The 22498-nt window shown below is 70.7% G+C and carries 18 protein-coding genes; 12 read left to right on the forward strand and 6 right to left on the reverse strand.

Going from position 1 to position 22498, the window contains the following annotated elements:
• Positions 1-18: 18 nt before the first annotated feature.
• A complete protein-coding gene (locus ACFVWD_RS40185) occupies positions 19-2175 on the reverse strand; it encodes a protein kinase (protein ID WP_389602917.1) in 2157 nt (718 codons plus the stop codon).
• Between the two features lie 187 nt (positions 2176-2362).
• Here ACFVWD_RS40185 and ACFVWD_RS40190 point away from each other — a divergent pair, with 187 nt between their 5' ends.
• Positions 2363-3088, forward strand: a complete 726-nt coding sequence (locus tag ACFVWD_RS40190; RefSeq protein ID WP_389602918.1) for a hypothetical protein — start codon at positions 2363-2365, stop codon at positions 3086-3088.
• A 198-nt stretch (positions 3089-3286) separates the two neighbouring features.
• On the opposite strand, the gene ACFVWD_RS40195 is transcribed toward ACFVWD_RS40190, so the two are convergent.
• Entirely contained in the window at positions 3287-3877 is a 591-nt protein-coding gene (locus ACFVWD_RS40195; protein WP_101405161.1) for a biotin transporter BioY, read from the reverse strand.
• 611 nt (positions 3878-4488) lie between these two features.
• On the opposite strand from ACFVWD_RS40195, the gene ACFVWD_RS40200 reads away from it, so the two are divergent.
• The 8 genes from ACFVWD_RS40200 (at position 4489) to ACFVWD_RS40235 (ending at position 13250) form a co-directional block, all read left to right on the forward strand.
• Positions 4489-5694, forward strand: coding sequence for an ROK family protein (locus tag ACFVWD_RS40200; RefSeq protein WP_389602919.1), 1206 nt, complete (start codon positions 4489-4491; stop codon positions 5692-5694).
• A gap of 393 nt (positions 5695-6087) precedes the next feature.
• Complete coding sequence (locus ACFVWD_RS40205) at positions 6088-7173, forward strand: ABC transporter substrate-binding protein (protein ID WP_389602920.1); 1086 nt, start codon at positions 6088-6090, stop codon at positions 7171-7173.
• A gap of 5 nt (positions 7174-7178) precedes the next feature.
• A complete protein-coding gene (locus ACFVWD_RS40210; protein WP_389602921.1) occupies positions 7179-8030 on the forward strand; it encodes an ABC transporter permease in 852 nt (283 codons plus the stop codon).
• Positions 8006-8743 carry an ABC transporter ATP-binding protein gene (locus ACFVWD_RS40215; protein ID WP_168491541.1) on the forward strand — a complete coding sequence of 246 codons (738 nt, stop codon included), beginning with the start codon at positions 8006-8008 and terminating at the stop codon, positions 8741-8743. Before ACFVWD_RS40210 ends, ACFVWD_RS40215 begins: the two co-directional genes overlap by 25 nt.
• The gene (locus ACFVWD_RS40220) at positions 8740-10074 is read left to right on the forward strand and encodes an LLM class flavin-dependent oxidoreductase (protein WP_389602922.1); all 1335 of its coding nucleotides are present in this window, start codon (positions 8740-8742) and stop codon (positions 10072-10074) included. Before ACFVWD_RS40215 ends, ACFVWD_RS40220 begins: the two co-directional genes overlap by 4 nt.
• A gap of 11 nt (positions 10075-10085) precedes the next feature.
• Positions 10086-10976 (forward strand): TauD/TfdA dioxygenase family protein, encoded by an 891-nt coding sequence (locus tag ACFVWD_RS40225; RefSeq protein WP_389602923.1) that lies wholly within the window; start codon positions 10086-10088, stop codon positions 10974-10976.
• Between the two features lie 122 nt (positions 10977-11098).
• Positions 11099-12493 carry an amino acid permease gene (locus ACFVWD_RS40230; protein WP_389602924.1) on the forward strand — a complete coding sequence of 465 codons (1395 nt, stop codon included), beginning with the start codon at positions 11099-11101 and terminating at the stop codon, positions 12491-12493.
• Positions 12494-12608: 115 nt separating this feature from the next.
• Complete coding sequence (locus ACFVWD_RS40235) at positions 12609-13250, forward strand: superoxide dismutase (RefSeq protein WP_389602925.1); 642 nt, start codon at positions 12609-12611, stop codon at positions 13248-13250.
• A gap of 122 nt (positions 13251-13372) precedes the next feature.
• Here the strand turns inward: ACFVWD_RS40235 and ACFVWD_RS40240 are convergent, their stop codons facing one another.
• Positions 13373-13981: a histidine phosphatase family protein gene (locus ACFVWD_RS40240; protein ID WP_101408129.1), complete on the reverse strand. Its 609-nt coding sequence runs from the start codon at positions 13979-13981 to the stop codon at positions 13373-13375.
• A 205-nt stretch (positions 13982-14186) separates the two neighbouring features.
• Here ACFVWD_RS40240 and ACFVWD_RS40245 point away from each other — a divergent pair, with 205 nt between their 5' ends.
• Positions 14187-14423 carry a hypothetical protein gene (locus ACFVWD_RS40245; protein ID WP_168491554.1) on the forward strand — a complete coding sequence of 79 codons (237 nt, stop codon included), beginning with the start codon at positions 14187-14189 and terminating at the stop codon, positions 14421-14423.
• Between the two features lie 13 nt (positions 14424-14436).
• Here the strand turns inward: ACFVWD_RS40245 and ACFVWD_RS40250 are convergent, their stop codons facing one another.
• A complete protein-coding gene (locus tag ACFVWD_RS40250; RefSeq protein WP_168491556.1) occupies positions 14437-15093 on the reverse strand; it encodes a DsbA family protein in 657 nt (218 codons plus the stop codon).
• A gap of 204 nt (positions 15094-15297) precedes the next feature.
• On the opposite strand from ACFVWD_RS40250, the gene pepN reads away from it, so the two are divergent.
• On the forward strand, positions 15298-17877 hold the full coding sequence (gene pepN, locus ACFVWD_RS40255; protein WP_389602926.1) for an aminopeptidase N: 2580 nt from the start codon (positions 15298-15300) through the stop codon (positions 17875-17877).
• A gap of 212 nt (positions 17878-18089) precedes the next feature.
• On the forward strand, positions 18090-19166 hold the full coding sequence (locus ACFVWD_RS40260; RefSeq protein WP_389602927.1) for a hypothetical protein: 1077 nt from the start codon (positions 18090-18092) through the stop codon (positions 19164-19166).
• A gap of 131 nt (positions 19167-19297) precedes the next feature.
• On the opposite strand, the gene ACFVWD_RS40265 is transcribed toward ACFVWD_RS40260, so the two are convergent.
• Together ACFVWD_RS40265 and ACFVWD_RS40270 are read right to left on the reverse strand one after the other, a co-directional pair.
• Entirely contained in the window at positions 19298-20437 is a 1140-nt protein-coding gene (locus ACFVWD_RS40265) for a serine hydrolase domain-containing protein (protein WP_389602928.1), read from the reverse strand.
• A 113-nt stretch (positions 20438-20550) separates the two neighbouring features.
• Positions 20551-22299 (reverse strand): TIGR03767 family metallophosphoesterase, encoded by a 1749-nt coding sequence (locus ACFVWD_RS40270; RefSeq protein WP_389602929.1) that lies wholly within the window; start codon positions 22297-22299, stop codon positions 20551-20553.
• Positions 22300-22498: the final 199 nt, after the last annotated feature.

A 22498-nucleotide genomic window follows, 5' to 3' on the forward strand; every position in this document is an offset into this window, starting at 1 on the left:
GGGCCCCTCCCCCTCTGTTCACAGGGGCGTGAAGCTCTTTTTGACCTCGTCGTACAGGGGGAGCGCGGTCGCCTCGATGTCGGGGTGGTACCAGGTGCTGATCTCGTACGACGTGCCGCCGGAGCGGAAGCCGAGCAGTCGGACGTGCCAGAGCCGGCCCTTGGCCGTGACGGTGTACTCCCAGACGACCGCGGGAGCGCCGCGGAACGTGGTGCGTTCCAGGCGGATCCGGCGGTAGTTCAGGCCCTTGCTGGTGCCCACCTCCGCCTGCTGCCACTGCGCCAGCAGGTCACCCCGGGCCGGGGTCGCGTTGGCCACGATCTCCTGCGCGCGGTCGGGCGAGGTGTAGTGCACCTCGGAACCGCTCTCCGCCACCCGCTGCCAGCCCTGCGGCGGCACCCACGCGTACAGCCCGGCCTCCTTCCGGGCGCCCGCCGGCAGGCTCGGCGGGCGTGACGTGCCGTCGACGGTGGGGGGTGGGGAGGAGGGGGCGGTGGATGAGGTCTGCGCGGAGTTCGGTGACGTCGACGAGGCCGATGGTGAGGTCGAGGTGGAGGTCGATGTGGAGGCGGACGCGCCGGTCGTGTCGTGGGAGGAGCCGCCTGTCTGCGTCATGACGAGCCCGACGACGGTTCCCACGATCACCACGCCACCGGCGGCCGCCAGGCCCATCCGGCGCCGGCCCCGGCGTGGGACGGAGGGCACGGCGGGGCCGGGGAGTTCGCCCGGCGGCATGACCACCGCGCGGGAGACCGTGGTGTGCGTGGCCAGGGAGCGGGGTTCGGGAAGCGGCGGGGGTGCGCCGGGCTCGGGGGCGGGTGTGGGGACGGGGGCGGGTGTGGGGACGGGCGTGGCTTCAGGGGCGGGTGTGGGCGTGGGTTTGAGGGCGGGTGTGGGTTCAAGGGCGGGCGTGAGATCGGGTGTGGGATCGGGCTCCGGGATGGCGTCCTGTACGGGGTCCGGCTCGGAGTCCGGTTCCGGGGTCGGTTCGGGGTCCCGCCGGGGCGGGGGATGGTGCGCGGCGCGTATGAGGCTCACGTCCAGGAGCGCGCGCGTGGGCGACTCCTGGTGGAACAGGGGGACGGGGGGTGGCGCGGATTCCGGTGTCTCCGGTGTCTCCGGCATCTCCGGCATCTCCGGTGCGTCCGGAGCCTCAGCCGTCCTTCCCACCACTGGCGTCTCGGATGCCTCTGGTGCCTCCGGCGCCTCCCGCGTCTCTGCCGCTTCCAATATCTCGCATGTCCCTGGCGCTTCCGGTGCTTCCCGTGTCCCTGGCGCTTCCGGTGCTTCCCGTGTCCCTGGCGCTTCCGGTGCTTCCGGTGTCCCCTCCGCTGGTTCGGGTACGGGCCCCGCTTCAGGGGATTCGGTCTCTTCCGGTCGGGGGAACGCGATCGGGCGCAGCGCCGTCTCCAGCTCCTCCAGACCCGGTCGGGTCGACGGCTCCTTCTCCAGCAGGGCGGCCAGGATCTCCCCCAGGTCACCTGCCGTGGAAGGGAGTTCGGGCTCCTCGTACAGGACCGCGTGCAACGTCGCCAGCGTGGTCGAACGGGAGAACGGAGAGCGGCCGCCGAGGGCCGCGCAGAGCGTCGCACCCAGGGACCAGACGTCGGACGGCGGGCCCTGGGGGCGTCCGGAGACACGCTCGGGTGCCATGTAGTCCGGGGAGCCGACCAGCATCCCGACCATGGTGAGCGCCTCCGCGTCCTGGAGCGCGGCGATGCCGAAGTCGGTGAGGACGACACGATGGCCCCGCCGCTCGACCAGGACGTTGCCCGGCTTGATGTCCCGGTGCAGTACTCCCCCCGCGTGCACCTGGCGCAGCGCCGCGACCAGTTCGAGCCCGATACGGGCCGCGGCGGGCGGGTCGAGCGGTCCGTCCTCGACCACGAGCTGTTCGAGGGAGCGGCCGGCGACGAGTTCCATGACGATCCACAGGCGCTCGCCCTGGTCCACGACGTCATAGATGCGCACGACATTGGGATGGTCGATCCGGGCCGTGGCCCTGGCTTCGCGCAGGGTCCGTTCGCGGCGGGTTCGGGTGTCCTCCGGGTCGAGTCCGTCGATCCGCATTTCCTTGACGGCGACCTGCCGGTCGAGCATTTCGTCGGTGGCTCGCCACACCCGCCCCATTCCCCCCTGGCCAATACTCTCGGCCAGCCGATATCGACCCGTCACCAATAATCCCGGAACACCGCCACTCGTATTCCCCGTCAAACCCCTGCACCCCCTCAACACCCGCCACAATCGTCCGCCACAGCAGAAACACAATGGTCACACTTCATGCCGTACCAGCATAGTGCGGAGAAATCTTGTGGTACCTCTTCAAGTACTGCGAATTCAGGCGCAGCCAAGGGGGGCGAACATGAGTTCTCGTCACACGACGACCATCGCGGGATCGCTGCTCACGGCATCTTTCTCGGCCGTGATGATCCTTTCCTTCACCGCCGTCGCGGACGACCAGGGACCGGGGAGCAGCAAGGGGGGAAAGGCCGTGGACCCGGCACCGGCGGGCGTGAAGCTGACCACGTTGCTGCCCGAGAAGATCTCGGTGGACAACAGCACGCACGAAACGGCGCTGACCGCCACGGTGAAGAATGAGGGAACCAAGGACAGCGGAAAGATCCGGCTATTGGTGGTCGGATTCGACGGCCTACAGGTCAAGAGCGTCAAAGGTTGTTCCGCCATGGCGGCCAAGGATCTGCCCAAGGGTTCGAACAGTGGATTCGTGTGCGATGTCGGCAATCTCGCGGCCGGAAAGTCGCAGTCGTACGCCGTCGCCGCGACCTTCGATCTGAGCAAGACCGGAAAGATCTGCCTGCCGGTGCAGGACAGCGACGGAAAGAAGACGTTCTGGCAGCAGGGCCCGGTGCCGTTCGGTACGACGAACCCGTCGCCGAACGCCCCGGCCACTCCGCTGCTGCTCGACACCGAGAACAAGCCGGTGACACCCGGCGGCGACCAGTTGCCCAGGACCGGCGCCGGGAGTGACCTTCTGCCGCTCGGCGCGGCGGGGGCGGCGCTCGTCTCCGTCGGGGCGGCGGGGATGTGGTGGGCCCAGCGGCGGCCTCGCCGGCAGCCGCAGTCGTGACCGGGTGGGCCGGGACGCCGTGTGCGCGGCGTCCCGGCCCGCCTTCAGTTTCTGCGCACGCACACGTACTGCGGGGACAGGTGCGGTGCGGCTGTACGGGCCCGGAACACGGAAGAGGCTCGCCGGGTCGAAGTCGGAGTACGACCTGGCGAGCCTCTTTCGAGGGGACTGCGAACCTCTTCCGAGGGGACTACGGCCTCAGCGGTTGAGGAACTTCCAGGCGGTCGGCAGGACGCCCATCGCCAGCGCCGCCTTCAGGGCGTCGCCGATCAGGAACGGGGTGAACCCCGCCGCGAGGGTCGCGCTCAGTGACATGCCGGTGGCGGCGGCCAGGTACGGGAGGCCGACCGCGTAGATGATCGCCTCGCCCAGCAGCATCGTGCCCGCCGTGCGCAGGAACGAGCGGTCGGCGCCGCGTCGGGCGAGGGCGCCCACGGCGGCGGAGGCGAGCATCATGCCGAGGATGTAGCCGAGGGACGGGGCGGCGGTGCCGGAGCCGCCGTCGGCGAACCACGGCATGCCTGCCATGCCGACGAGGGCGTAGAGCGCGAGCGAGAGGAAGCCGCGGCCCGCGCCGAGGGCCGTGCCGACGAGGAGGGCGGCGAAGGTCTGGCCGGTCACCGGGACCGGGGAGCCGGGCACGGGCAGGGAGATCTGGGCGGCGAGACCGGTGAGGGCGGCTCCGCCGAGTACGAGGGTGATGTCCCTGACGCGGGAGGCCGGGAGCAGGTCGGCGAGGACCTCGCCGGGGCGGATGCCTTGGCGGGGGGTGGCGGCAGCGGTGCTCATGGGGACTCCGGCGGGTGACGGGGGGGGTCGGGACACGGTGACGCTATCCCAGGGGGACGGGTGGATCACCGTGTGCGATCGACAAAGCGGGGATCCCGGGCTTGGTGGAGCCCTTACAAAGGGGGCCGCATACACCTATCGGGGCGTGATGCTGGTCACTGAGGTGGGACGGTTTTGTCCACGGAGAGAGTCGAGCGCGGTCTGTAGGGTCTCACCAATTCGCCCCCGCCGCCCCTACCCGTCCCATCCCTCTGGGGCTCCGCCCCGGACCCCGTCTGGCGTCTTCGTTCGACTGCGGCCCGGTGGGGGCCGTTCGCGCAGTTCCCCGCGCCCCTGAAGGCCTCGACTCGGCCAGAGTTCGGAGGCGAAGGCCGATGCGGGGAGCCGGCGGCGCTGCCACCGGTGAGGGCGAGGGATGGGGGACCCTGGCCGGAATCGGGGGTAAGACCTACCCTTCAGGGCATGGTTGCCCAGGCTGAGAACTTCGCGTCGCGTCGCTATGTCGACCTGCGACGCCAGGGCACCGCCACCTGTCGCCCCGGGTAGGGCGGGCGGAGCGCATCCGGCTCGCCGAGACGCGACCGTTTCGGACACGCTCCCTAGGAAGCGCCATGCCTCGTACCTCCCTGGCCCCCTCCCCGCCCACGACACCCCACCGCGCCGCCGTCGGCGACCGCCGCCGCACCAGCGCCAGCGTCATCCTGCGCTCCGTCCTGGAACACGGCCCGGTCGCGCGCAGCACCGTCGCCCGGCTGACCGGCCTCTCCCCCGCCTCGGTGACCGACTACTGCGCCCGGTTCACCGCGCTCGGCCTGATCCGGGAGGCTCCGGCGCCCCGGCAGTCGAACGGCGTCGGACGTCCCCACGTCCCCATCCACCTGGACGACTCCCGGTTCGTGGTCGGCGGAGTCCACGTGGCCGTCCCGTACACCACCGTCGCCCTGCTCGATTTGCGCGGCCGGGTCGTCATGGAGCGACGGCTCGCCCACGACGACGGCACGGAGCCCGACCGCATACTCGCGAACGCCGCCGCCGGGCTGGCCGCCCTGCTCACCGACCACCCCGGCCGCACCCCCCTCGGCATCGGTGTCGCGGCCGGCGGCTGGGTGGACCGCGACTCCGGGACGATCGTGGAGCACGCACTGCTCGGCTGGCGTGACGTCGACGTCCGGGACGCGCTCGGCACGCAGACCGGGCTGCCGGTCCATGTGGACGGGCACGCACGGGCGTTGGTCAACGGAGAGCGGCTGTTCGGGCGGGCGCGCGGCAGCCGCAGCGTGCTGCACCTGTTCGTCGGCAACGTGGTGGACGCCGCCTTCGCCACCCACGACGAGGTGCACCACGGCCCCCGCTCCCAGGCCGGGGCGATCGCCCATCTGCCGTTGCCGGGCGGCTCGGAGCGGTGCGACTGCGGCCGGACCGGCTGCCTTCAGGCCGAGTTGAGCGAGCGGACGCTGTGCCGGCGGGCGCGGGAGGCTGGGGTCATCACCATCGCCGACCCGATGCACGTGGTCGGCGCCGCGGCCGACGGCGACCCCGTCGCCGTCCGTCTGCTGCTGGAGCGGGCGCGGACGGTCGGGCGGGCGGCCCGGCTGCTGCTGGACGTGCTCAACCCGGACACGGTCGTCGTCGCGGAGGTCGGGACCGTGCATCGGGAGGACTGCCTCGGGGCGCTGCGCGCCGAGGTGGGGGCGGACCGGGCTGCCTCGGTCCTGCCGACCAGTTTCCCGAAATCCGTGCTCGCCGTCGCGGGTGGATCCGTGGCACTCGACGTGGTGTACCGGGATCCGCTGAGCCTGTCACCGGGGACGAATTAATTCAGAAACTCGGAATGTTGACAGCGGTCGTACGAGGACAGGAGCATCCTCCTCATGAGCAGCTCGCGGGTGCAGGTTCCGCTGACCAAGTGCCGCGTCGTCGACCTTATGCGGGTCGCACGCACGCGTTGTTGCTGACGCCGGGTCACTGCCGCGTCGACGCCTTGACCTGCCGGTGTGCCGGCCCGCTGGTGTGTCGGCCTGCTGATGTGGTGACCTGCTGACGCGTTGACGCGTCGACGATCACCCGGCTTCTTCTGCCGCGCCTTCGGCGTGCGCCTCCCGCTTCCCCATGCGCGCGTATTTCGCTTCTTTCACCTCCCTCCCTTGTTGAATTCCGCCTGCCCGGAATTCCGCGCGCATTTCCGCCACTTGGATCCCCGGAGTCCTCCCATGCCACCACTGTCTCCTTCGTCGTCCCCTTTCGCGCCCGGTGTCGACCGGCGGCTGTTCCTGTCCTCCCTGCTCGGCGTGGCCGCCGCGGCCGGACTGAGCGGTTGCGCGGGGGCCAGTGCCGCCGACAGCAAGTCCAAGGGGTCCCTGTCCGCCCCGTTGTCCGCCAAGGTCCCCTCGGGTACGAGCCTCAAGATCGCCTCGTACCAGAACGTCCAGCAGCTCCAGTTCAAGCTCGCGGGCCTCACCGATCTGCCGTTCACCGTCTCCAGCTGGGTGAACATCGGCGCCGGGCCCGATGTCATCAACGCCTTCCGGGCCAAGTCCCTGGACGTCGCCAACAACGCGGGCATCCCGCCGATCCAGGCGCACTACCAGGGCTACGCCGCCAAGATCGTCGCGATCAACATCACCCGCAAGCCCAACTACCTCTTCGCGACCAAGCCAGGCAGTGACATCCACACCGTCGCGGACTTCAAGGGCAAGAAGCTGGCCTTCTCACAGGGACAGGCGCAGGGGGTCGTACTGCTGCGCGCCCTGAAGCAGGCCGGGATCAAGTACGACGACGTCCACCTGGTGCCGCTGACCAGCAACCAGTTCCTCACCGCGCTCCAGGCGGGGCAGGTGGACATCGCTCCGCTCGCCAACCAGCAGGCCCCGGCCTACCTCAAGCAGTACGGGTCCAAGGGCGCTCACACCATCACCACCGATGTCGTGGACCTGCTCAACCTGCTGTGGGCGCCCACCTCCGTGCTGGCCGACCCGGCGAAGGCGGCGGCCGTCGCCGCGTACATCCCGCGCTGGGCGCAGGGGCAGGTGTGGGCGTACGAGCACCCGGACGCCTGGAACGAGGAGTTCTACGTCAAGACGCAGAACCTCACGCTCGCACAGGCCCGGTCCATCACCGAGCTCGCCAACAAGCCGCTGTTCCCGCCGAGTTGGGACGAGGCGGTGAAGTGGGAGCAGGAGACCGCCGATCTGCTGGCCGAGGGCGGCTTCGTGAAGGCGTTCAAGGTCGGCTCGCTCTTCGACCGGCGCTTCGAGGGCATCGCGGCGAAGGCCGTCCCGGCGGAGTACCGGAAGTGACGGCCATGACGACCACCACGACCTCGACCGCCGTGCCGGTGACCGCCGCCGAGGACCCGCCTGCCGTACGGCGCAGGAGGCGCCGCGGCCTCGCTCCCGGCAAGCGCCTGCCCGCCTCCCGGCTCATCGGCCCCGCTCTCTTCCTCGCCCTGTGGGCGGTCGCCTCCGCCGCCGGACAGCTGGACCCGGGCGCGATCCCGGCGCCCTGGACGGTCCTGAAGACCGCCGGTCACCTGTGGACCGACGGCACGCTCCCCACCGACGTCCGCACCTCCCTGGAACGCGCTGGATACGGCTTCGCGCTGGGCCTGACCGCCGGTGTGGTCCTCGCGCTGGCGGCCGGGCTCAGCCGGATCGGCGAGGCGCTGATCGACGGGACCGTGCAGCTCAACCGGGCGATCCCGACCTTGGGCCTCATCCCGCTGTTCATCCTCTGGCTGGGCATCGGCGAGACCTTCAAGATCGCCATCATCGCGATCGTCGTCTACATCCCGATCTACCTCAATCTGCACGCCGCGCTGTCCGGCATCGACCACCGCTACGTCGAACTCGCCGAGGTCCAGGGCCTGTCGAGGCTCCAGTTCGTCCGCCAGATCGTCATCCCCGGCGCGTTGCCCGGCTTCTTCGTGGGGCTGCGCCTCGGGGTGACCGGCTCCTGGCTGAGCCTGGTGGTCCTGGAGCAGATCAACGCCACCAGCGGCCTCGGCTACATGATGTTCCAGGCCCAGAACTACGGCCAGTCGGACGTCATCCTGGTCGGCCTGCTGATCTACGGCGTCTTCGGCCTGGTCTCCGACAGCGTGGTCCGTCTCGTCGAACGGAGGGTGCTGTCATGGCGCCGCACGCTCAGCAGCTGACCACCGCGCCCGCCGTCCAGCTCCGGGGTCTTACACGGTCGTTCGACGGCCGTACGGTCCTCGACGACATCGACCTCGACCTGCCCGCCGGACAGTTCACGGCCCTGCTCGGGCACAGCGGCTCCGGCAAGAGCACGCTGCTGCGGGCCATCGCGGGCCTGGACCACGAGGTCGTCGGAAGCGGCCGGCTCACCGCCCCGGAGCGGGTGTCGGTCGTCTTCCAGGACTCCCGGCTGCTGCCCTGGCGGCGGGTCCTCGACAACGTGCTGCTCGGCACGAACGGTAAGGAAGCGGCCGAGAAGGGCCGCGAAGCCCTCGCCGAGGTGGGCCTGAAAGGCCGCGAACGCGCCTGGCCCAACGAGCTGTCCGGCGGCGAGGCCCAGCGCGCCGCCCTGGCCCGCTCTCTGGTCCGCGAGCCCGAACTCCTCCTCGCCGACGAACCGTTCGGCGCGCTGGACGCGCTCACCCGGATCCGGATGCACGTGCTGCTCAGGGAGCTGTGGGAGCGCCACCGCCCCTCGGTGCTCCTGGTCACCCACGACGTGGACGAGGCGATCGTCCTCGCCGACCGGGTGCTCGTGCTCGACCAGGGCCGGATCGGTCTCGACCTGACCATCGACCGCCCCCACCCGCGCTCCTACCGGGAGCCGGTACTGAGTGAATACCGGGAGCGCCTCCTTGCCGCCCTCGGTGTGACGGAGGACCACGCATGACCCGCCGACTCCACCTCAACGCCTTCCTGATGAACACCGGCCATCACGAGGCGTCGTGGCGGCTGCCGGAGAGCGACCCGTACGCCCACGTCGAACTCGCCCACTACGTCGAGCTGGCCCGGATCGCCGAACGCGGCACCTTCGACTCCCTCTTCCTCGCCGACGGACCCCAGTTGTGGAGCAACCTCGCCCAACGGCCCGCCGGCGCCCTGGAACCGCTCACCCTGCTCACCGCGCTGGCGACGGCCACCGAGCACATCGGCCTGATCGCCACGGCGTCCACGTCCTACAACTCCCCCTACAACCTTGCCCGCAAGTTCGCCTCTCTCGACATCATCAGCGGCGGCCGGGCGGGCTGGAACATCGTCACCACGGCGGGCGCGGAGGCCGCCCGCAACTTCGGCCTCGACGCCGAGCCCGCGCACGCCGAACGGTACGCGCGCGCCGCCGAGTTCCTGGACGTCTCGCTCAAGCTCTGGGACAGCTGGGAGGACGACGCGATCGTCGCCGACAAGGCGGCCGGCGTGTGGGGCGACGACGCCAAGATCCACCCGCCGCGCCACCAGGGGACGTACTTCCGGGTCGAGGGCGCCCTCAACGTGCCCCGTTCGCCGCAGGGCTACCCGCTGCTCGTGCAGGCGGGGTCGAGCGAGGACGGCAAGACCTTCGCGGCGCGCTACGCGGAGGCGGTGTTCACCGCGCAGCAGACCCTCGCCGACGCCCAGGCCTTCTACACGGACCTCAAGTCCCGTACGGCGGCGGCCGGTCGGGATCCCGAGCACATCAAGGTGCTGCCCGGCATCGTCCCGGTGCTCGGCTCGACGCAGGCCGAGGCGCGGGCGAACGAGCAGGTCCTGGAGGACCACATCGTGTACACGCACGGCGTGGACCGCCTGGAGCACCTGCTGCAACTGGAGCCCGGAACCCTGGAGTTGGACGCCCAGCTCCCCGCGGACCTGCCTCCCGAGGACGTCATCGAGGGCGCCAAGAGCCGCTACACCCTCGTCGTCGAACTCGCCCGCCGCGAACGGCTCACCGTACGGCAGCTGATCGGGCGGCTCGGCGGCGGACGCGGGCACCTCACCTTCACCGGCACGCCGGAGCAGGTCGCCGACGCGATCGAGACCTGGTTCACCCAGGGCGCCGCCGACGGCTTCAACATCATGCCCGCAACCCTGCCCTCCGGCCTCGACGCCTTCGTCGACCACGTCGTCCCGATCCTGCGCGCCCGCGGCCTGCTCCGCACGGAGTACGGACCGCGCCGGACCCTCCGGGAGCGCTACGGCCTCCCCCGCCCCGCCAACCAGTACCTCCAGCCCGCTCTCGTCTGAAAGGACCCCGCATGTCCATCGAGATCAGCAAGGTCACCGCGAACATAGGCGCCCGGGTCTCCGGCGCAGACATCTCCAAGCCGCTCGACGAGGAACAGGTCACCGCGATCCGCGAGGCCCTCAACGTCCACAAGGCCCTGGTCTTCGACGACGTGCACCTCGACGACGAGGGCCAGCAGGCCTTCGCCCGCCACTTCGGCGACCTCACCACCGCCCACCCGACGGTGGCCGCCGTCGACGGCGCCCCGAACGTGCTCCCCGTCGACAGCGAGCGCGGGCGCGCCAACCACTGGCACACCGACGTGACCTTCGTCCTCAACCCGCCCCAGGCCAGCACCCTGCGCAGCATCACGATCCCGCCGTACGGCGGCGAGACCCTGATCTCCAGTTCGGCGGCCGCCTACCGGGACCTGCCCGCCCCGCTGCGCGCGCTCGCCGACACCCTGTGGGCCGAGCACACCAACGACTACGACTACGCGGTGCCGGACGAGCAGATCGACGAGGAACAGGCCGCCCAGCGCGCCCAGTTCACGTCGATCAAGTTCCGTACCGCCCATCCCGTCGTCCGGGTCCACCCGCTGACCGGCGAGCGCGGGCTGTTCATCGGCGGGTTCGCGCAGCGGATCGTCGGGCTGTCGGTGGGCGAGTCCCGCAAGCTGCTCGACCTGTTCCAGTCGTACGTCACCCGGCCGGAGAACATCCTGCGCTGGCGCTGGTCCCCGAACCAGCTGGTCCTGTTCGACAACCGGATCACCCAGCACTACGCGATCGACAACTACGACGGCCGGCCGCGCCGCCTGCACCGGGTGACCGTCGCCGGTGACGTACCGGTCGGCATCGAGGGCAAGGAGAGCTACTCGATCGAGGGCGACGCCTCGCACTACACGTCCGTGGCCGAGTAAAGGAAATCTCACTCTCCGTGCCCCGGGTGTCCGCATAGTGGGCAGCCTCTCCCCCTGAGCGGAGAGGCTGCCCAGACTGTGGGCGTTTTTGCCCACTCGCACGTAAGGGACCACCCGCTCTCATGTCCCGCACCACCCTCGACACCCCACCCACCGCTCCCGACGCACACGCCCCGCTGTCCCACGGCCTCAAGCAGCGCCATCTGTCGATGATCGCCCTCGGCGGCGTGATCGGCGCCGGTCTCTTCGTCGGGTCCGGCGCGGGGATCGCCGCCGCCGGACCGTCGATCGTGATCGCGTACGCGGTCTCCGGTCTGCTGGTCATGCTGGTGATGCGGATGCTCGGCGAGATGTCCGCCGCGTATCCGTCCTCGGGCTCGTTCTCGGCGCACGCCGAGCGGGCGATCGGACCATGGGCGGGCTTCACCGCGGGGTGGTCCTTCTGGGTGCTGCTCTGCACGGCCGTGGGGCTCGAAGGGATCGGGGCGGCGAAGATCGTCACCGGCTGGCTGCCGGGTACGCCCGAGTGGGCCTGGGTCGCCCTGTTCATGGTGGTCTTCTGTGTCGCGAACCTCGCCGCCGTGAAGAACTTCGGCGAGTTCGAGTTCTGGTTCGCCGCGCTGAAGGTCGGCGCGATCAGCCTGTTCCTGGTCCTTGGCGTACTGGCCGTCGCGGGCGTCCTGCCGGGCACCGACTCCCCCGGCATCTCGAACCTCACCGGCCAGGGCGGCTTCCTCCCGCACGGCAGCGAGGGGCTGGTCGTCGGTCTGCTCGCGTCGGTCTTCGCGTACGGCGGTCTGGAGACGGTCACCATCGCGGCGGCCGAGTCGGAGAATCCGGTCCAGGGCGTCGCGCGTGCCGTCCGTACGGCGATGTGGCGCATCGCGCTCTTCTACATCGGCTCCATGGCGGTCATCGTCACGCTGGTCCCCTGGGACTCGAAGGAGGTCGTCGAGAAGGGCCCGTACGTCGCCGCCCTCGACCACCTGGGCATCGCGGGCGCAGGCCGGCTGATGAACGTGGTCGTGTTCGTCGCGCTGCTCTCGGCGATGAACGCCAACATCTACGGCTCCTCGCGCATCGCCTACTCGCTGGTGGAGCGCGGCCAGGGCCCGAAGGCCCTCGGCAGGGTCTCGGCCGGAGTCCCGCGCGTCGCGGTGCTCGTCTCCTGCGTCTTCGGCTTCGTGTGCGTGCTGCTGAGCTACTGGCGCCCGGACGACGTCTTCCCCTGGCTGCTGAACATGATCGGCGCGGTGATCCTGGTCGTGTGGATCTTCATCGCGGTCTCGCAGCTGCTGCTGCGGCGCCGGGTGGAGCGCGAGGCACCTCAGAAGCTGGTCGTGCGGATGTGGCTGTTCCCGGCGCTGACCTGGGTGGCGCTGGCCGGCATGGCCGCGATCTTCGTCCTGATGGCCCGGCAGCCGGACACCCGGGTACAGCTGTACTCGACGGGCGGCATGACGCTGTTCCTGGCGGCCGTCGGATACGTATGGCAGCGGGCCCGCGCCGCCCGCTGACCGTTCCCGCTCCCCCGAAAGGCCCTCGTGCGACCCGCACGAGGGCCTTTTGTTGCTAGCGTGCACTTGCAAGCTATGTGCAATAAGGTCTTACGAGGCCGGAGGGGACTTCGTCATGCCCGTCTACACACTCCCTGAGCTGCCGTACGACTACGCCGCACTCGCACCCGTGATCAGCCCCGAGATCATCGAGCTGCACCACGACAAGCACCACGCGGCGTATGTGAAGGGGGCCAACGACACGCTGGAGCAGCTCGCGGAGGCGCGTGACAAGGAGTCGTGGGGAGCGGTCAACGGGCTGGAGAAGAACCTGGCCTTCCATCTCTCCGGCCACATCCTGCACAGCATCTACTGGACGAACATGAGCGGGAACGGCGGCGGTGAGCCCCTCGCCGTGGACGGTGTGGGTGAGCTCGCGGACGCGATCACCGAGTCGTTCGGCTCCTTCGCCGGATTCAAGGCGCAGCTGACGAAGGCCTCCGCGACCACCCAGGGCTCCGGCTGGGGCGTCCTCGCCCACGAGCCGCTCAGCGGTCGCCTCGTCGTCGAGCAGATCTACGACCACCAGGGCAACGTGGGGCAGGGCTCGGTGCCGATCCTGGTGTTCGACGCCTGGGAGCACGCCTTCTACCTCCAGTACCGCAACCAGAAGGTCGACTTCATCGACGCGATGTGGCGGGTCGTCGACTGGCAGGACGTGGCCAGGCGTTACGAGGCGGCCACGTCCCGCGCGAACGTCTTGCTGCCGACCCCCTGAGGCGGGTATGAAACGTCCTGCTCGTGATCGTCTTCTCACCTTTCACGTGGCAGGCGGAGAAACGGAGGGCCCCCGCGAGGACGTGACTCGCGGGGGCCCTCCTCCTGCATGCACCGCCCGCGTCAGGCGCAGGGCACGTTGAGCGACAGCAGCGCGGCGGCACCGTCCGTCATACGGAGTTCGGTGATCGCGGCGTTGCGCAGCCGCGGGAGGACCCTGCGGTACTCGCCCAGCGGGATGGACAGCAGCGAGCAGAGCACCAGCCGGAGCAGGGTGTTGTGGGCGACGACCAGGACGCGTTCGCCGTGGTGCGCGGCCGCGATCCGGCGCAGGACGGCCGCCCCGCGGGCCGCCGCGGTGCGCGGGTCCTCCGCCTCCGGGAAGGGGTACGACACCGGGTCGACCCGGAACGCCTTCGCCCGGGCGGGGTTCTCGGCCTCGAACTCGGCGAGGGTGCGGCCCTCCACCACCCCGAAGTCGCATTCGCGCAGGGCGGGTTCGCGGTGCGCGGTGAGACCGAGGGCGCGGCAGGCGGGCTCGGCCGTGGCGACGGCGCGCGAGAGGGTCGACGTCCAGACGGCGTCCACGGGGTGCGCGGCGGCCCAGCGCCCGAGCGCCTCGGCCTGGGCGTGCCCCTCGTCGGCGAGGGGGACGTCGCTCACTCCGGCGTAGCGGTTCTCGGCATGCCAGACGGTCCGGCCGTGCCGGGCGAGCAGCAGGGTCGTGCTCACTGAGGCTGCGGGACTCACGGCGCTGTGGGTCATGTTCGTCGTACTCATGACCCGCCAGTATTCCGGTCGGGGCGCGCTCGCGTGTGCGCTCCGGCGGAAGCCCGCCGTCCGGGGTTGGCCGGCAGTGCCGCGAAGGCCCCGTGAGGAGCGAAGAGAAGCCTCACGGGGCCTTACGGTGGGCGGGCTTCCGGGGCATCGTTGCGGGATGCCGAGGGAAATGACGTACCCCTGCTACACGTGTGGGTCCTACCAGCCGCACCGCCAGCCCCGGGACGACCGGGAGCGGGACATCATCCGCAAGCTGGCGAACCTCCAGAAGCCGAACGCGTATGTGGACGACTACTGGATCTGCGGCCGCACCGACTTCGACTGCCGCAACATCCGCACGGCATCGAGGGTCAAGCCGTTCGACCCGCCCCAGAAGATGCCCGAGCCGGAATGACTCCTGGTGGCCCCTACAGGTTGCTGAAGTCCGGGCCCTTCGTGCGGGTCCGCTTGATCTCGTAGAAGCCGGGGGTCGAGGCGACCAGCAGCGTGCCGTCCCACAGCCTGGCCGCGGCCTCGCCCTTCGGGGTGGGCGTGACGACCGGGCCGAAGAAGGCGATCTGCTCGCCGTCGTCGCCGGGGAGCGCGATCACCGGGGTGCCGACCTCCTGGCCGACCTTCTCGATGCCCTCCTTGTGGGAGGCGCGCAGCTCGGCGTCGAACTCGAAGTCCTCCTGGTCGGCGTAGTCGAGCAGGGAGGCCGGGAGGCCGACGTCCTCGAGCGCGCCCGCGATCGCCTCGATGGTCGCGCCCTCGCCCTGGTTGTGGATGCGAGTGCCGAGGGCGGTGTAGAGCGGGCCGAGGACGTCCTCGCCGTGCTTCTGCCAGGCGGCGGTGACCACCCGGATCGGCTTCCAGGCCTTGGTGGCGAGCATGTCCCGGTACTCCTCGGGCAGCTGGTCCAGCTTGTCCTCATTGAGGACCGCGAGGCTCATGATGTGCCAGCGGACCTCGATGTCCCGGACCTTCTCCACTTCCAGCACCCAGCGCGAGGTCATCCAGGCCCAGGGGCACAGCGGGTCGAACCAGAAGTCGACGGGGGTCTTGGTGGAGGCGGTCTCGGGCATGGTTCTCCTCGGAAAGCGGTGTTTCCCGCAGCAACACCGGAGGCCGCTCGCCTCATTCCCGGGTGTCCCGCGTCATTCCCGGCTGTCCCGCGTCAGGGGCACATGGCAGGATCGCTCCTGTCCAGCCGTGTCCGCCGTGGGATGCCGGACATCCGTTCCGCAGGATCCATATCCATTCCGTGACGCCCCGAGGGAGTGCCGCCCGTGCCCGGTGACAATCTGACCCGCGACGAGGCCCAGGAGCGGGCAGCGCTGCTGTCCGTGGACGGGTACGAGGTCTCCCTCGACCTGCGCTCCGCCCTGGGCGACATCGAGGCCGAGCCGCGCACGTTCCGCTCGGTGACCACGATCCGCTTCCGCTGCGCGGAGCCGGGCGCCGCGAGCTTCGCCGATCTGCTCGCACCGAGCGTCACGGCCGTGTCGCTCAACGGCAAGGACCTGGACCCCGGCGAGGTCTTCGACGGCTCCCGCATCCGGCTGGAGGACCTCCGGGCCGACAACGAGCTGGTCGTCGACGCGCAGTGCGCCTACTCCCGCACCGGCGAGGGCATGCACCGCTTCGTCGACCCCGAGGACGGCGAGGTCTACCTCTACACCCAGTACGAGCCCGCCGACTCCCGGCGCGTCTTCGCGAACTTCGAGCAGCCGGACCTCAAGGCCCCCTTCCGCTGCGAGGTGCGGGCCCCGGAGGGGTGGGCGGTCTGGAGCAACGGCGTCGGTGAACTCGTCGACGGTGTGTGGAGGTTCACCGAGACCAAGCCGATCTCCACGTACATCACCGCGTTCGTGGCGGGCCCGTACCACTACGTCACGGACAGCTACGCGCGCACCTTCGACGACGGTACGACGCTGGAGATCCCGCTCGGCGCGATGTGCCGCAAGGGTCTGGCGCCCCACTTCGACTCCGACGACGTGTTCCTGGTGACCAAGCAGGGGCTCGACTTCTTCCACGACCACTTCGACTTCCCCTACCCGTTCGGGAAGTACGACCAGGCGTTCGTGCCCGAGTACAACCTCGGCGCGATGGAGAACCCGGGGCTCGTCACCTTCCGCGAGGAGTTCATCTTCCGCGGCAAGGTGACCCAGGCGTCGTACGAGGGCCGGGCCAACGTCATCCTGCACGAGATGGCGCACATGTGGTTCGGCGACCTCGTCACCATGGAGTGGTGGGACGACCTGTGGCTCAAGGAGTCCTTCGCCGACTTCATGGGCGCGTTCGCGCTGGTCGGGGCGACCCGCTTCGAGAACGGCTGGATCACCTTCGCCAACCGCCGCAAGGCCTGGGCGTACCGTGCCGACCAGCTGCCCTCCACCCACCCCATCACTGCCGACATCCGTGACCTCCAGGACGCCAAGCTCAACTTCGACGGAATCACGTACGCGAAGGGGGCGAGCGTGCTCAAGCAGCTCGTCGCGTACGTCGGCCAGGACGCGTTCCTGGAGGGCGCGCGCCGCTACTTCAAGCGGAACGCATACGGCAACACGCGCCTCGACGACCTGCTGTCGGCGCTGGAGGAGACCAGCGGGCGTGATCTGGCCACCTGGTCGCGGGCGTGGCTCCAGACGGCCGGGGTGAACTCCCTCACCCCGCAGGTGATCCTGAGCGCCGAGGGCCGCATCACGGAGCTGGCCGTGCTCCAGGAGGCCCCCGAGTCGCACCCCGAACTGCGGCCGCACCGCGTCGCGGTGGGCCTGTACCGGCGTGAGGACGCCGATGGGTCCCTGGTGCGGTACGCGCGCGCCGAGGTCGACGTCGTCGGCCCCCGTACGGTGATCGAGGAGCTGGTCGGCGCGGACGCACCTGAGCTGGTCCTCGTCAACGACGACGACCTCACGTACTGCAAGATCCGCTTCGACGAGAACTCGCTGGCCACGCTGCGCGAGAGGCTCGGCGACATCACCGACCCGCTCGCCCGCGCGCTGTGCTGGTCGGCGCTGTGGAACCTCACCCGGGACGCGCTGATGCCGGCCCGGGACTTCGTGGGCCTGGTGCTGAGCTTCGCGGGCCGCGAGTCCGACATCGGCGTCCTGCAGATGCTGCACGCCTGGGCGCACTCGGCGCTCGTCCACTACGCGGCCCCCGACTGGCGTGCGGAGGGCGGCCGGCTTCTCGCCCAGGGCGCCCTGAAGGAGCTGCGGCTCGCCGAGCCCGGCAGCCAGCACCAGCTGACCTGGGCCCGTTTCTTCGCGACGGTCGCCTCCGAGCAGGCCGATCTGCAACTGCTGCTGCACCTCCTCGAGGGGACCGCCAAGGTCGACGGCCTGGACGTCGACCAGGAGCTGCGCTGGGCGCTCCTGGAACCGCTGGCCGCGCACGGCGTCGCCGACGAGTCCCTCCTCGCGGCCGAACTGGCCCGCGACGACACGGCCTCCGGCAAGCGCCACCAGGTCCGCTGCCTCGCCGCCCGCCCCTCTGCGGCGGTCAAGGCCCAGGCCTGGGCGCAGGTCGTCGAGTCGGACGCGCTGTCCAACGCGCTGGTCGAGGCGACCATCGCGGGCTTCGCGCAGCCCTCCCAGCGGGAACTGCTGGCCCCCTACGCCGCGAAGTACTTCGCGGCCATCGAACGCGTCTGGGCCGAGCGGTCCATCCAGATCGGCATGGACGTCGTCAAGGGCCTGTTCCCGTCCCTCCGGGACTCCCAGGAGACCCTGGACGCGACGGACGCCTGGCTCACCGCCCACGAGGACGCGGCGCCGGCCCTGCGCCGTCTGGTCCTGGAGGCGCGGGACGACCTGGCGCGCACCCTGCGGGGACAGGCGTGCGACACGGCGGCGGGGTCGTAGCGACAACGGCCGGGAAGTGACGGGGCCCCGGGTCGCCCATACGGCCGCCCGGGGCCCCGTTACCGAACCCGCGCACCGGGCCCCGTAACCCCGATCCGGACCAGGGTCTTTCGGCAGTCGAACGTCCGTACTTTAGGGCGAGCTTGTCCAGATTTGTCGACAGGCGTGTAACAGCGGTTAGGGGACGGATCGGGCGCGGGAAACCCCCGGTCATGAACCACAACACCCCACTCTCCCTCCGCCCCCTGCGCCACCTGTCCCACACGCAGCGGCGGGTCCTGACCGCTGCCCAGCTGCGCACCCACGGCGTCACGGCCGCCGACACGAACGAGCAGTGCCGCCCGGGCGGCCCCTGGCAGCAGATCCTCCCCGGCGTCTTCCTCCTCCACCCGGGGCCGCCCACCTCCGAGGAACGCCTGCACGCCGTCCTGCTGTTCGCGGGCCGCACCCCCGCACGCGAGCCGGCGCCGGGCATCCCCGTCCAGCCGGGCGCCGAGGAACCGCACGCCCCGCGCCCGTACGCGGACGCGCTGATCACGGGCCTGGCGGCGCTGACCCTGCACGGATTCACCTCGTCGCCCCCGCTGACCTCCCTCGACAAGATCGACGTCCTGGTCCCCCGGCTGCGCCGGCTGCGCTCGCACGGCTGTGCCCACATCGTCCGTACGCCTTCGCTGCCCGCCCCCTCGTACCTCACGGGTGTCCCGGTCGCCCCCGTGCCGCGCGCCCTCGCCGACGCGGTGGCGGAGCTGTCGGACGCGGGCGCGGTACGGCGGCTGCTGACCGAGGCGGTACGCGCCGGGCACTGCGAACCCGCCTCGGTGGTACGTGAGTTGACGCAGGCGCGGCTGCTGAGCCGGCCGCACGTGGTGGACGCGGTGGACTCGCTGCTGGCGGAGGGCCGGGCGATCGCGGAGGACCGCCTCTACCGGATGGTGCGGGAGTACGGCCTGCCCGACCCGGTCTGGAACGTCGACCTGCGCCTGCCCGGCGGGCCCCACCTGGGCGGCCTCGACGCGTACTGGCCCGAGCAGGCGGTGGCCATGGAGCTGGACACCCGGACGCCCCGGCAGGGACACCGGCAAGGCCATGGCCTGGACGACGACGCCCTCTGGTCGGAGTACGCCCGCAAGCGCGAGCACCTGGAGCGGCTGGGCATCACGGTCGTCCACATCACCCCGCGGAAGCTGCGCGAGGCGATGGAGCAGCAGGCGGCGGTGGTCCGCACCGCGCTGATGGCGGCGAACGACCGGGATCCGGCGGCGTATGTCGTGGTGCTGCCCCGATAGTGACGGACCGGAGATATGAGCCGGGGGGGGTGGGGGGCCGGCGGGAGTTCCGGCGGCCCCTCCTCGTGCGGGTACCCGTGGGGTCTCACGAACAGCGTGATGCGGGCGGGTTCGGTCAGGCCGTCCGGGGCCTACTTGCCGCAGAACTCCCCCTCGATCACCGCGTCGCTGTCCCCCGACCAGTCCCCGTTGAAGTTGAAGGCCAGGGAGTGGCGGCCGTCCGCCGTCGTCACGGCGGAGGACGTCGAGCCGTGGATGCCGCCGTCGTGGCCCCACACATGGACACCGCAGCCGAGCTTGCGGTCGATGAGACCCAGGCCGTAGCGGGCGCCCGGGATCTCGTCGGCCCTCACCGTGGTCTTCATCTCCTTCAGCTGCTTCGGCGGAAGGAGCCGGCCGTCCAGCAGGGCCGCGTAGAAGCGGTTCAGGTCGGCGGAGTCGGAGATCATCTCCCCGGCCGAGGAGGCCAGGGAGGGGTTGAGCCGCGTGACGTCGTACGTCGGGCCCGTCGTCGTCCGGGCCAGTTTCGAGTACGCGTGGCTGCTGGGCCGTGGGAGCGCCGTGCGTGTGCCGGGGACGGACGTGGCGCGCAGGCCGAGCGGTTCGATGACGCGGCGGCGGATCTCCGTGGCGTAGGAGTGGCCGGTGACCTTCTCGATCACCATGCCTGCCAGCACGTAGTTGGTGTTGGAGTAGCTCCAGGACGTACCCGGCGCGAAGAGCGGTTCGTGGGTCATCGCGATCGCCACGAGCTGCTCGGGCGTCTTCGTGTCGTATCGGTGTTCGAGGAAGCCGTCCTTCAGGAAGTACGTGCGGGCGAAGTCCTCGTCCGCCGTGTAGTTGAAGATGCCGCTGGTGTGGTTGAGGAGCTGGCGGACGGTGATCCGGCGTCCGTCGTGGCCGTGACCCCGGACCACGCCCGGGAGCCACTTCTCCACCTTGTCGTCCAGCGACAGCCGCCGCTCCGCCTCCAGCTGCAACAGCACCGTCGACACGAACGTCTTCGTGATGCTGCCCACGCGGTAGTGGTCGGCCGTACCGCGGGGCGTGCGCGTCCGCACGTCGCCCACGCCCGCCGTGGCCGACCACGTGCCGCCGGTGTCCCGCGCCGTCGCCGTCACGCCCGGCACTCCGTCCTTCACCGCGGCGTCCATGGCGGCGCGGGTCGCACCGTGGTGACCGGCCCCGGCGGGAGCCGCCACCGCGGGCCCCGCCAGAGCGGCCGCGAGCGCCACCGCCGTCGCCGCCACCAGTCCCGTACGCACTGACATGCCGTTCCCCCTTCACCGGTGAACCTGGTCGGGGGGAGGGACCCGGCGGGCCGGTGTGAAGGTTGCCCGCCTGTACACCAGTTGAGTGGATTTCGGCCGTTCTTCGGGCTTCCTCAGGCCTTCTTCAGCACGAGCTCCGTGTTGCGGTCCCGCGAGGCGCCGGCCAGCTCGGTGCTGCGGCCCGGGGAGTTGAAGGCGAGCTCGCGGTAGAGGGCGGCGAGCCCGGTCTGGCTGAGGTCGGAGAAGTCCGTACGGTGCGGGGCCGCGGACTCGATGAGGGTGGTGAAGAGGGAGAGCGTGCCGTCCTTGTTGTCGACGACCTCGATGATGCGGGCGAGGTGCGGGAAGTCGACGTGGGAGGCGGTGTTGATCTCCCAGAAGGAGCCGTGGTTCGGCGCGGAGTGCGCGATGATCTCGTTCTTGTGGGTGTGGCCGTTCACCCAGGCCAGCACGTTGCGGTGCTTGGCGAGCGTGGCGACCACGTCCTCGCCGCCGTGGCGCTTGTCGCTCGGGTGCGCGGGGTCGGTGCGGCGGTTGGTCATCGACTTGCTGGTGTGGTGGCTGAAGACGATGGCGTACGAGTCCTTGTTGTCGCTCAGCGTCTTGTCCAGCCAGCGCAGCTGGGTCGTCCCGATGGAACCCATGTAGTGGCCGCCCGGGTCGGTGGTGTCGATGCTGATCCCGATGATGTCGTCGGAGATGCGGAAGGCGTAGTACTGGGTGCCCGCGGCGAGGTTGGCCTGTGAGTAGCCGTGGCCGATCGGGCCGGGGCCGGTGTGTGCGGGGTCGAGGTGCGCCTTGAGGTACTCGGCGGGCGTGAAGGGGGCGCGCGACTCGTCCGGGGTGACCGGGCGCAGCTGCCGCGCGTGCGCCTTGAGGAGGTCCCTGAGCTGGGTGCCCTTGGGGTCCTTGTCGTTCTTGATGGCGGCGCGCAGGGCGACGCTCGCCGAGGCGGGCAGCGTCATCAGCTTCTTGCCGCCGACGGCGAACTCGGCGAGGAAGGAGTCGCCGTGCCGGTAGCAGCCCAGCGGCAGCGCGTCGTGGTTGCCGACCGTGGAGTACCAGGGCAGGCCGAGGCCGGGGCTGCGCAGCTCACGGATGGCGGCCGCGAGGAAGCCGTGCAGGTGCGGGAAGCCGCGCTCCTTGTCGGCGTCGCGCAGGGCCGCGTCCGGCTGCCAGTACAGCTTGAGACCGCTGTTCTGAACGCCCTCGTAGTGGCGCGGGTCGCCGCTGTTGGGGCTGATCCGGCCACCGCTCATGACCTTCAGGAACCAGTCCAGCTCCGTCTTGGAGTTGTTGTCCGTGTTGTCCCCGGTGGTCATGACGAAGTGCAGCGGGGAGCCGGTGACGGGGGCGCCCCGCAGCGCGTTGACCCGCTCGACGAGCGAGACGGCGCCGGCCACGGTCAGCGACTCGTGCGGACGCCAGGCGTTCGCGGCGCCGGTACGCAGGTACTCGAGCCGCAGCGGGTGCTGGACGTCGATCAGGTGCAGGTCGGTGAACTGCACGAACGCGGCGAGCGCGGTGCGCCGGTCGGCCCGGCCCGACTTGGCCGCGGCCAGGTCGCCGCGTACGACCCGCTTCCAGGCGGGGCCGTCACCGAGCCGCCGGTAGCCGCCCGAGCCGGAGCGCGGCGCGGCCACGCTCTCCAGGGTGGTGCCGCGCTCGTAGGGAGCGAGGGGGGCGGCGGGCGCCTGCCTGGACACGGCGACGGCCGACTCGCCGGTGGTGGCGGCGTGCGCCTCGGAGTCGGGCCGCAGGGCGTAGCCGATGCCCGCGGAGAGGGTCACCGCCCCGGTGGCGGCGAGCAGGGTACGGCGGTTCATGGCGGCGGAAGTGGCGACAGAGCGTATGCGCGACATGGCGCGGTCTCCCCGAGTGCGAACGCGTCGGCAGTGGTCGCGGGGGGTTCGTTGCGATAACTCCCCGCTCACACTGGATCGTTGGCACCGCGGGTGACCTGGACGTTAACGAGGCGGCAACTGCCGACGCCGATCACCGTACGTGGATCTTGGAGCACCCTGCGCGCCCACGACCCCTCTCCGAACAGCCGGGACGCGG

Source organism: Streptomyces sp. NPDC058086 (genome assembly GCF_042885015.1).
In the GTDB taxonomy this organism is placed as follows: domain Bacteria; phylum Actinomycetota; class Actinomycetes; order Streptomycetales; family Streptomycetaceae; genus Streptomyces.

Bases quoted from the DNA above. Each gene is read 5' to 3' on its own strand.
- ACFVWD_RS40190 (WP_389602918.1), top strand. From the start codon at position 2,363: ATGAGTTCTCGTCACACGACGACCATCGCGGGATCGCTGCTCACGGCA.
- ACFVWD_RS40195 (WP_101405161.1), bottom strand. From the start codon at position 3,877: ATGAGCACCGCTGCCGCCACCCCCCGCCAAGGCATCCGCCCCGGCGAG.
- ACFVWD_RS40200 (WP_389602919.1), top strand. From the start codon at position 4,489: ATGCCTCGTACCTCCCTGGCCCCCTCCCCGCCCACGACACCCCACCGC.
- ACFVWD_RS40205 (WP_389602920.1), top strand. From the start codon at position 6,088: ATGCCACCACTGTCTCCTTCGTCGTCCCCTTTCGCGCCCGGTGTCGAC.
- ACFVWD_RS40210 (WP_389602921.1), top strand. From the start codon at position 7,179: ATGACGACCACCACGACCTCGACCGCCGTGCCGGTGACCGCCGCCGAG.
- ACFVWD_RS40215 (WP_168491541.1), top strand. From the start codon at position 8,006: ATGGCGCCGCACGCTCAGCAGCTGACCACCGCGCCCGCCGTCCAGCTC.
- ACFVWD_RS40220 (WP_389602922.1), top strand. From the start codon at position 8,740: ATGACCCGCCGACTCCACCTCAACGCCTTCCTGATGAACACCGGCCAT.
- ACFVWD_RS40225 (WP_389602923.1), top strand. From the start codon at position 10,086: ATGTCCATCGAGATCAGCAAGGTCACCGCGAACATAGGCGCCCGGGTC.
- ACFVWD_RS40230 (WP_389602924.1), top strand. From the start codon at position 11,099: ATGTCCCGCACCACCCTCGACACCCCACCCACCGCTCCCGACGCACAC.
- ACFVWD_RS40235 (WP_389602925.1), top strand. From the start codon at position 12,609: ATGCCCGTCTACACACTCCCTGAGCTGCCGTACGACTACGCCGCACTC.
- ACFVWD_RS40245 (WP_168491554.1), top strand. From the start codon at position 14,187: ATGCCGAGGGAAATGACGTACCCCTGCTACACGTGTGGGTCCTACCAG.
- ACFVWD_RS40250 (WP_168491556.1), bottom strand. From the start codon at position 15,093: ATGCCCGAGACCGCCTCCACCAAGACCCCCGTCGACTTCTGGTTCGAC.
- ACFVWD_RS40260 (WP_389602927.1), top strand. From the start codon at position 18,090: ATGAACCACAACACCCCACTCTCCCTCCGCCCCCTGCGCCACCTGTCC.
- ACFVWD_RS40265 (WP_389602928.1), bottom strand. From the start codon at position 20,437: ATGTCAGTGCGTACGGGACTGGTGGCGGCGACGGCGGTGGCGCTCGCG.
- ACFVWD_RS40270 (WP_389602929.1), bottom strand. From the start codon at position 22,299: ATGTCGCGCATACGCTCTGTCGCCACTTCCGCCGCCATGAACCGCCGT.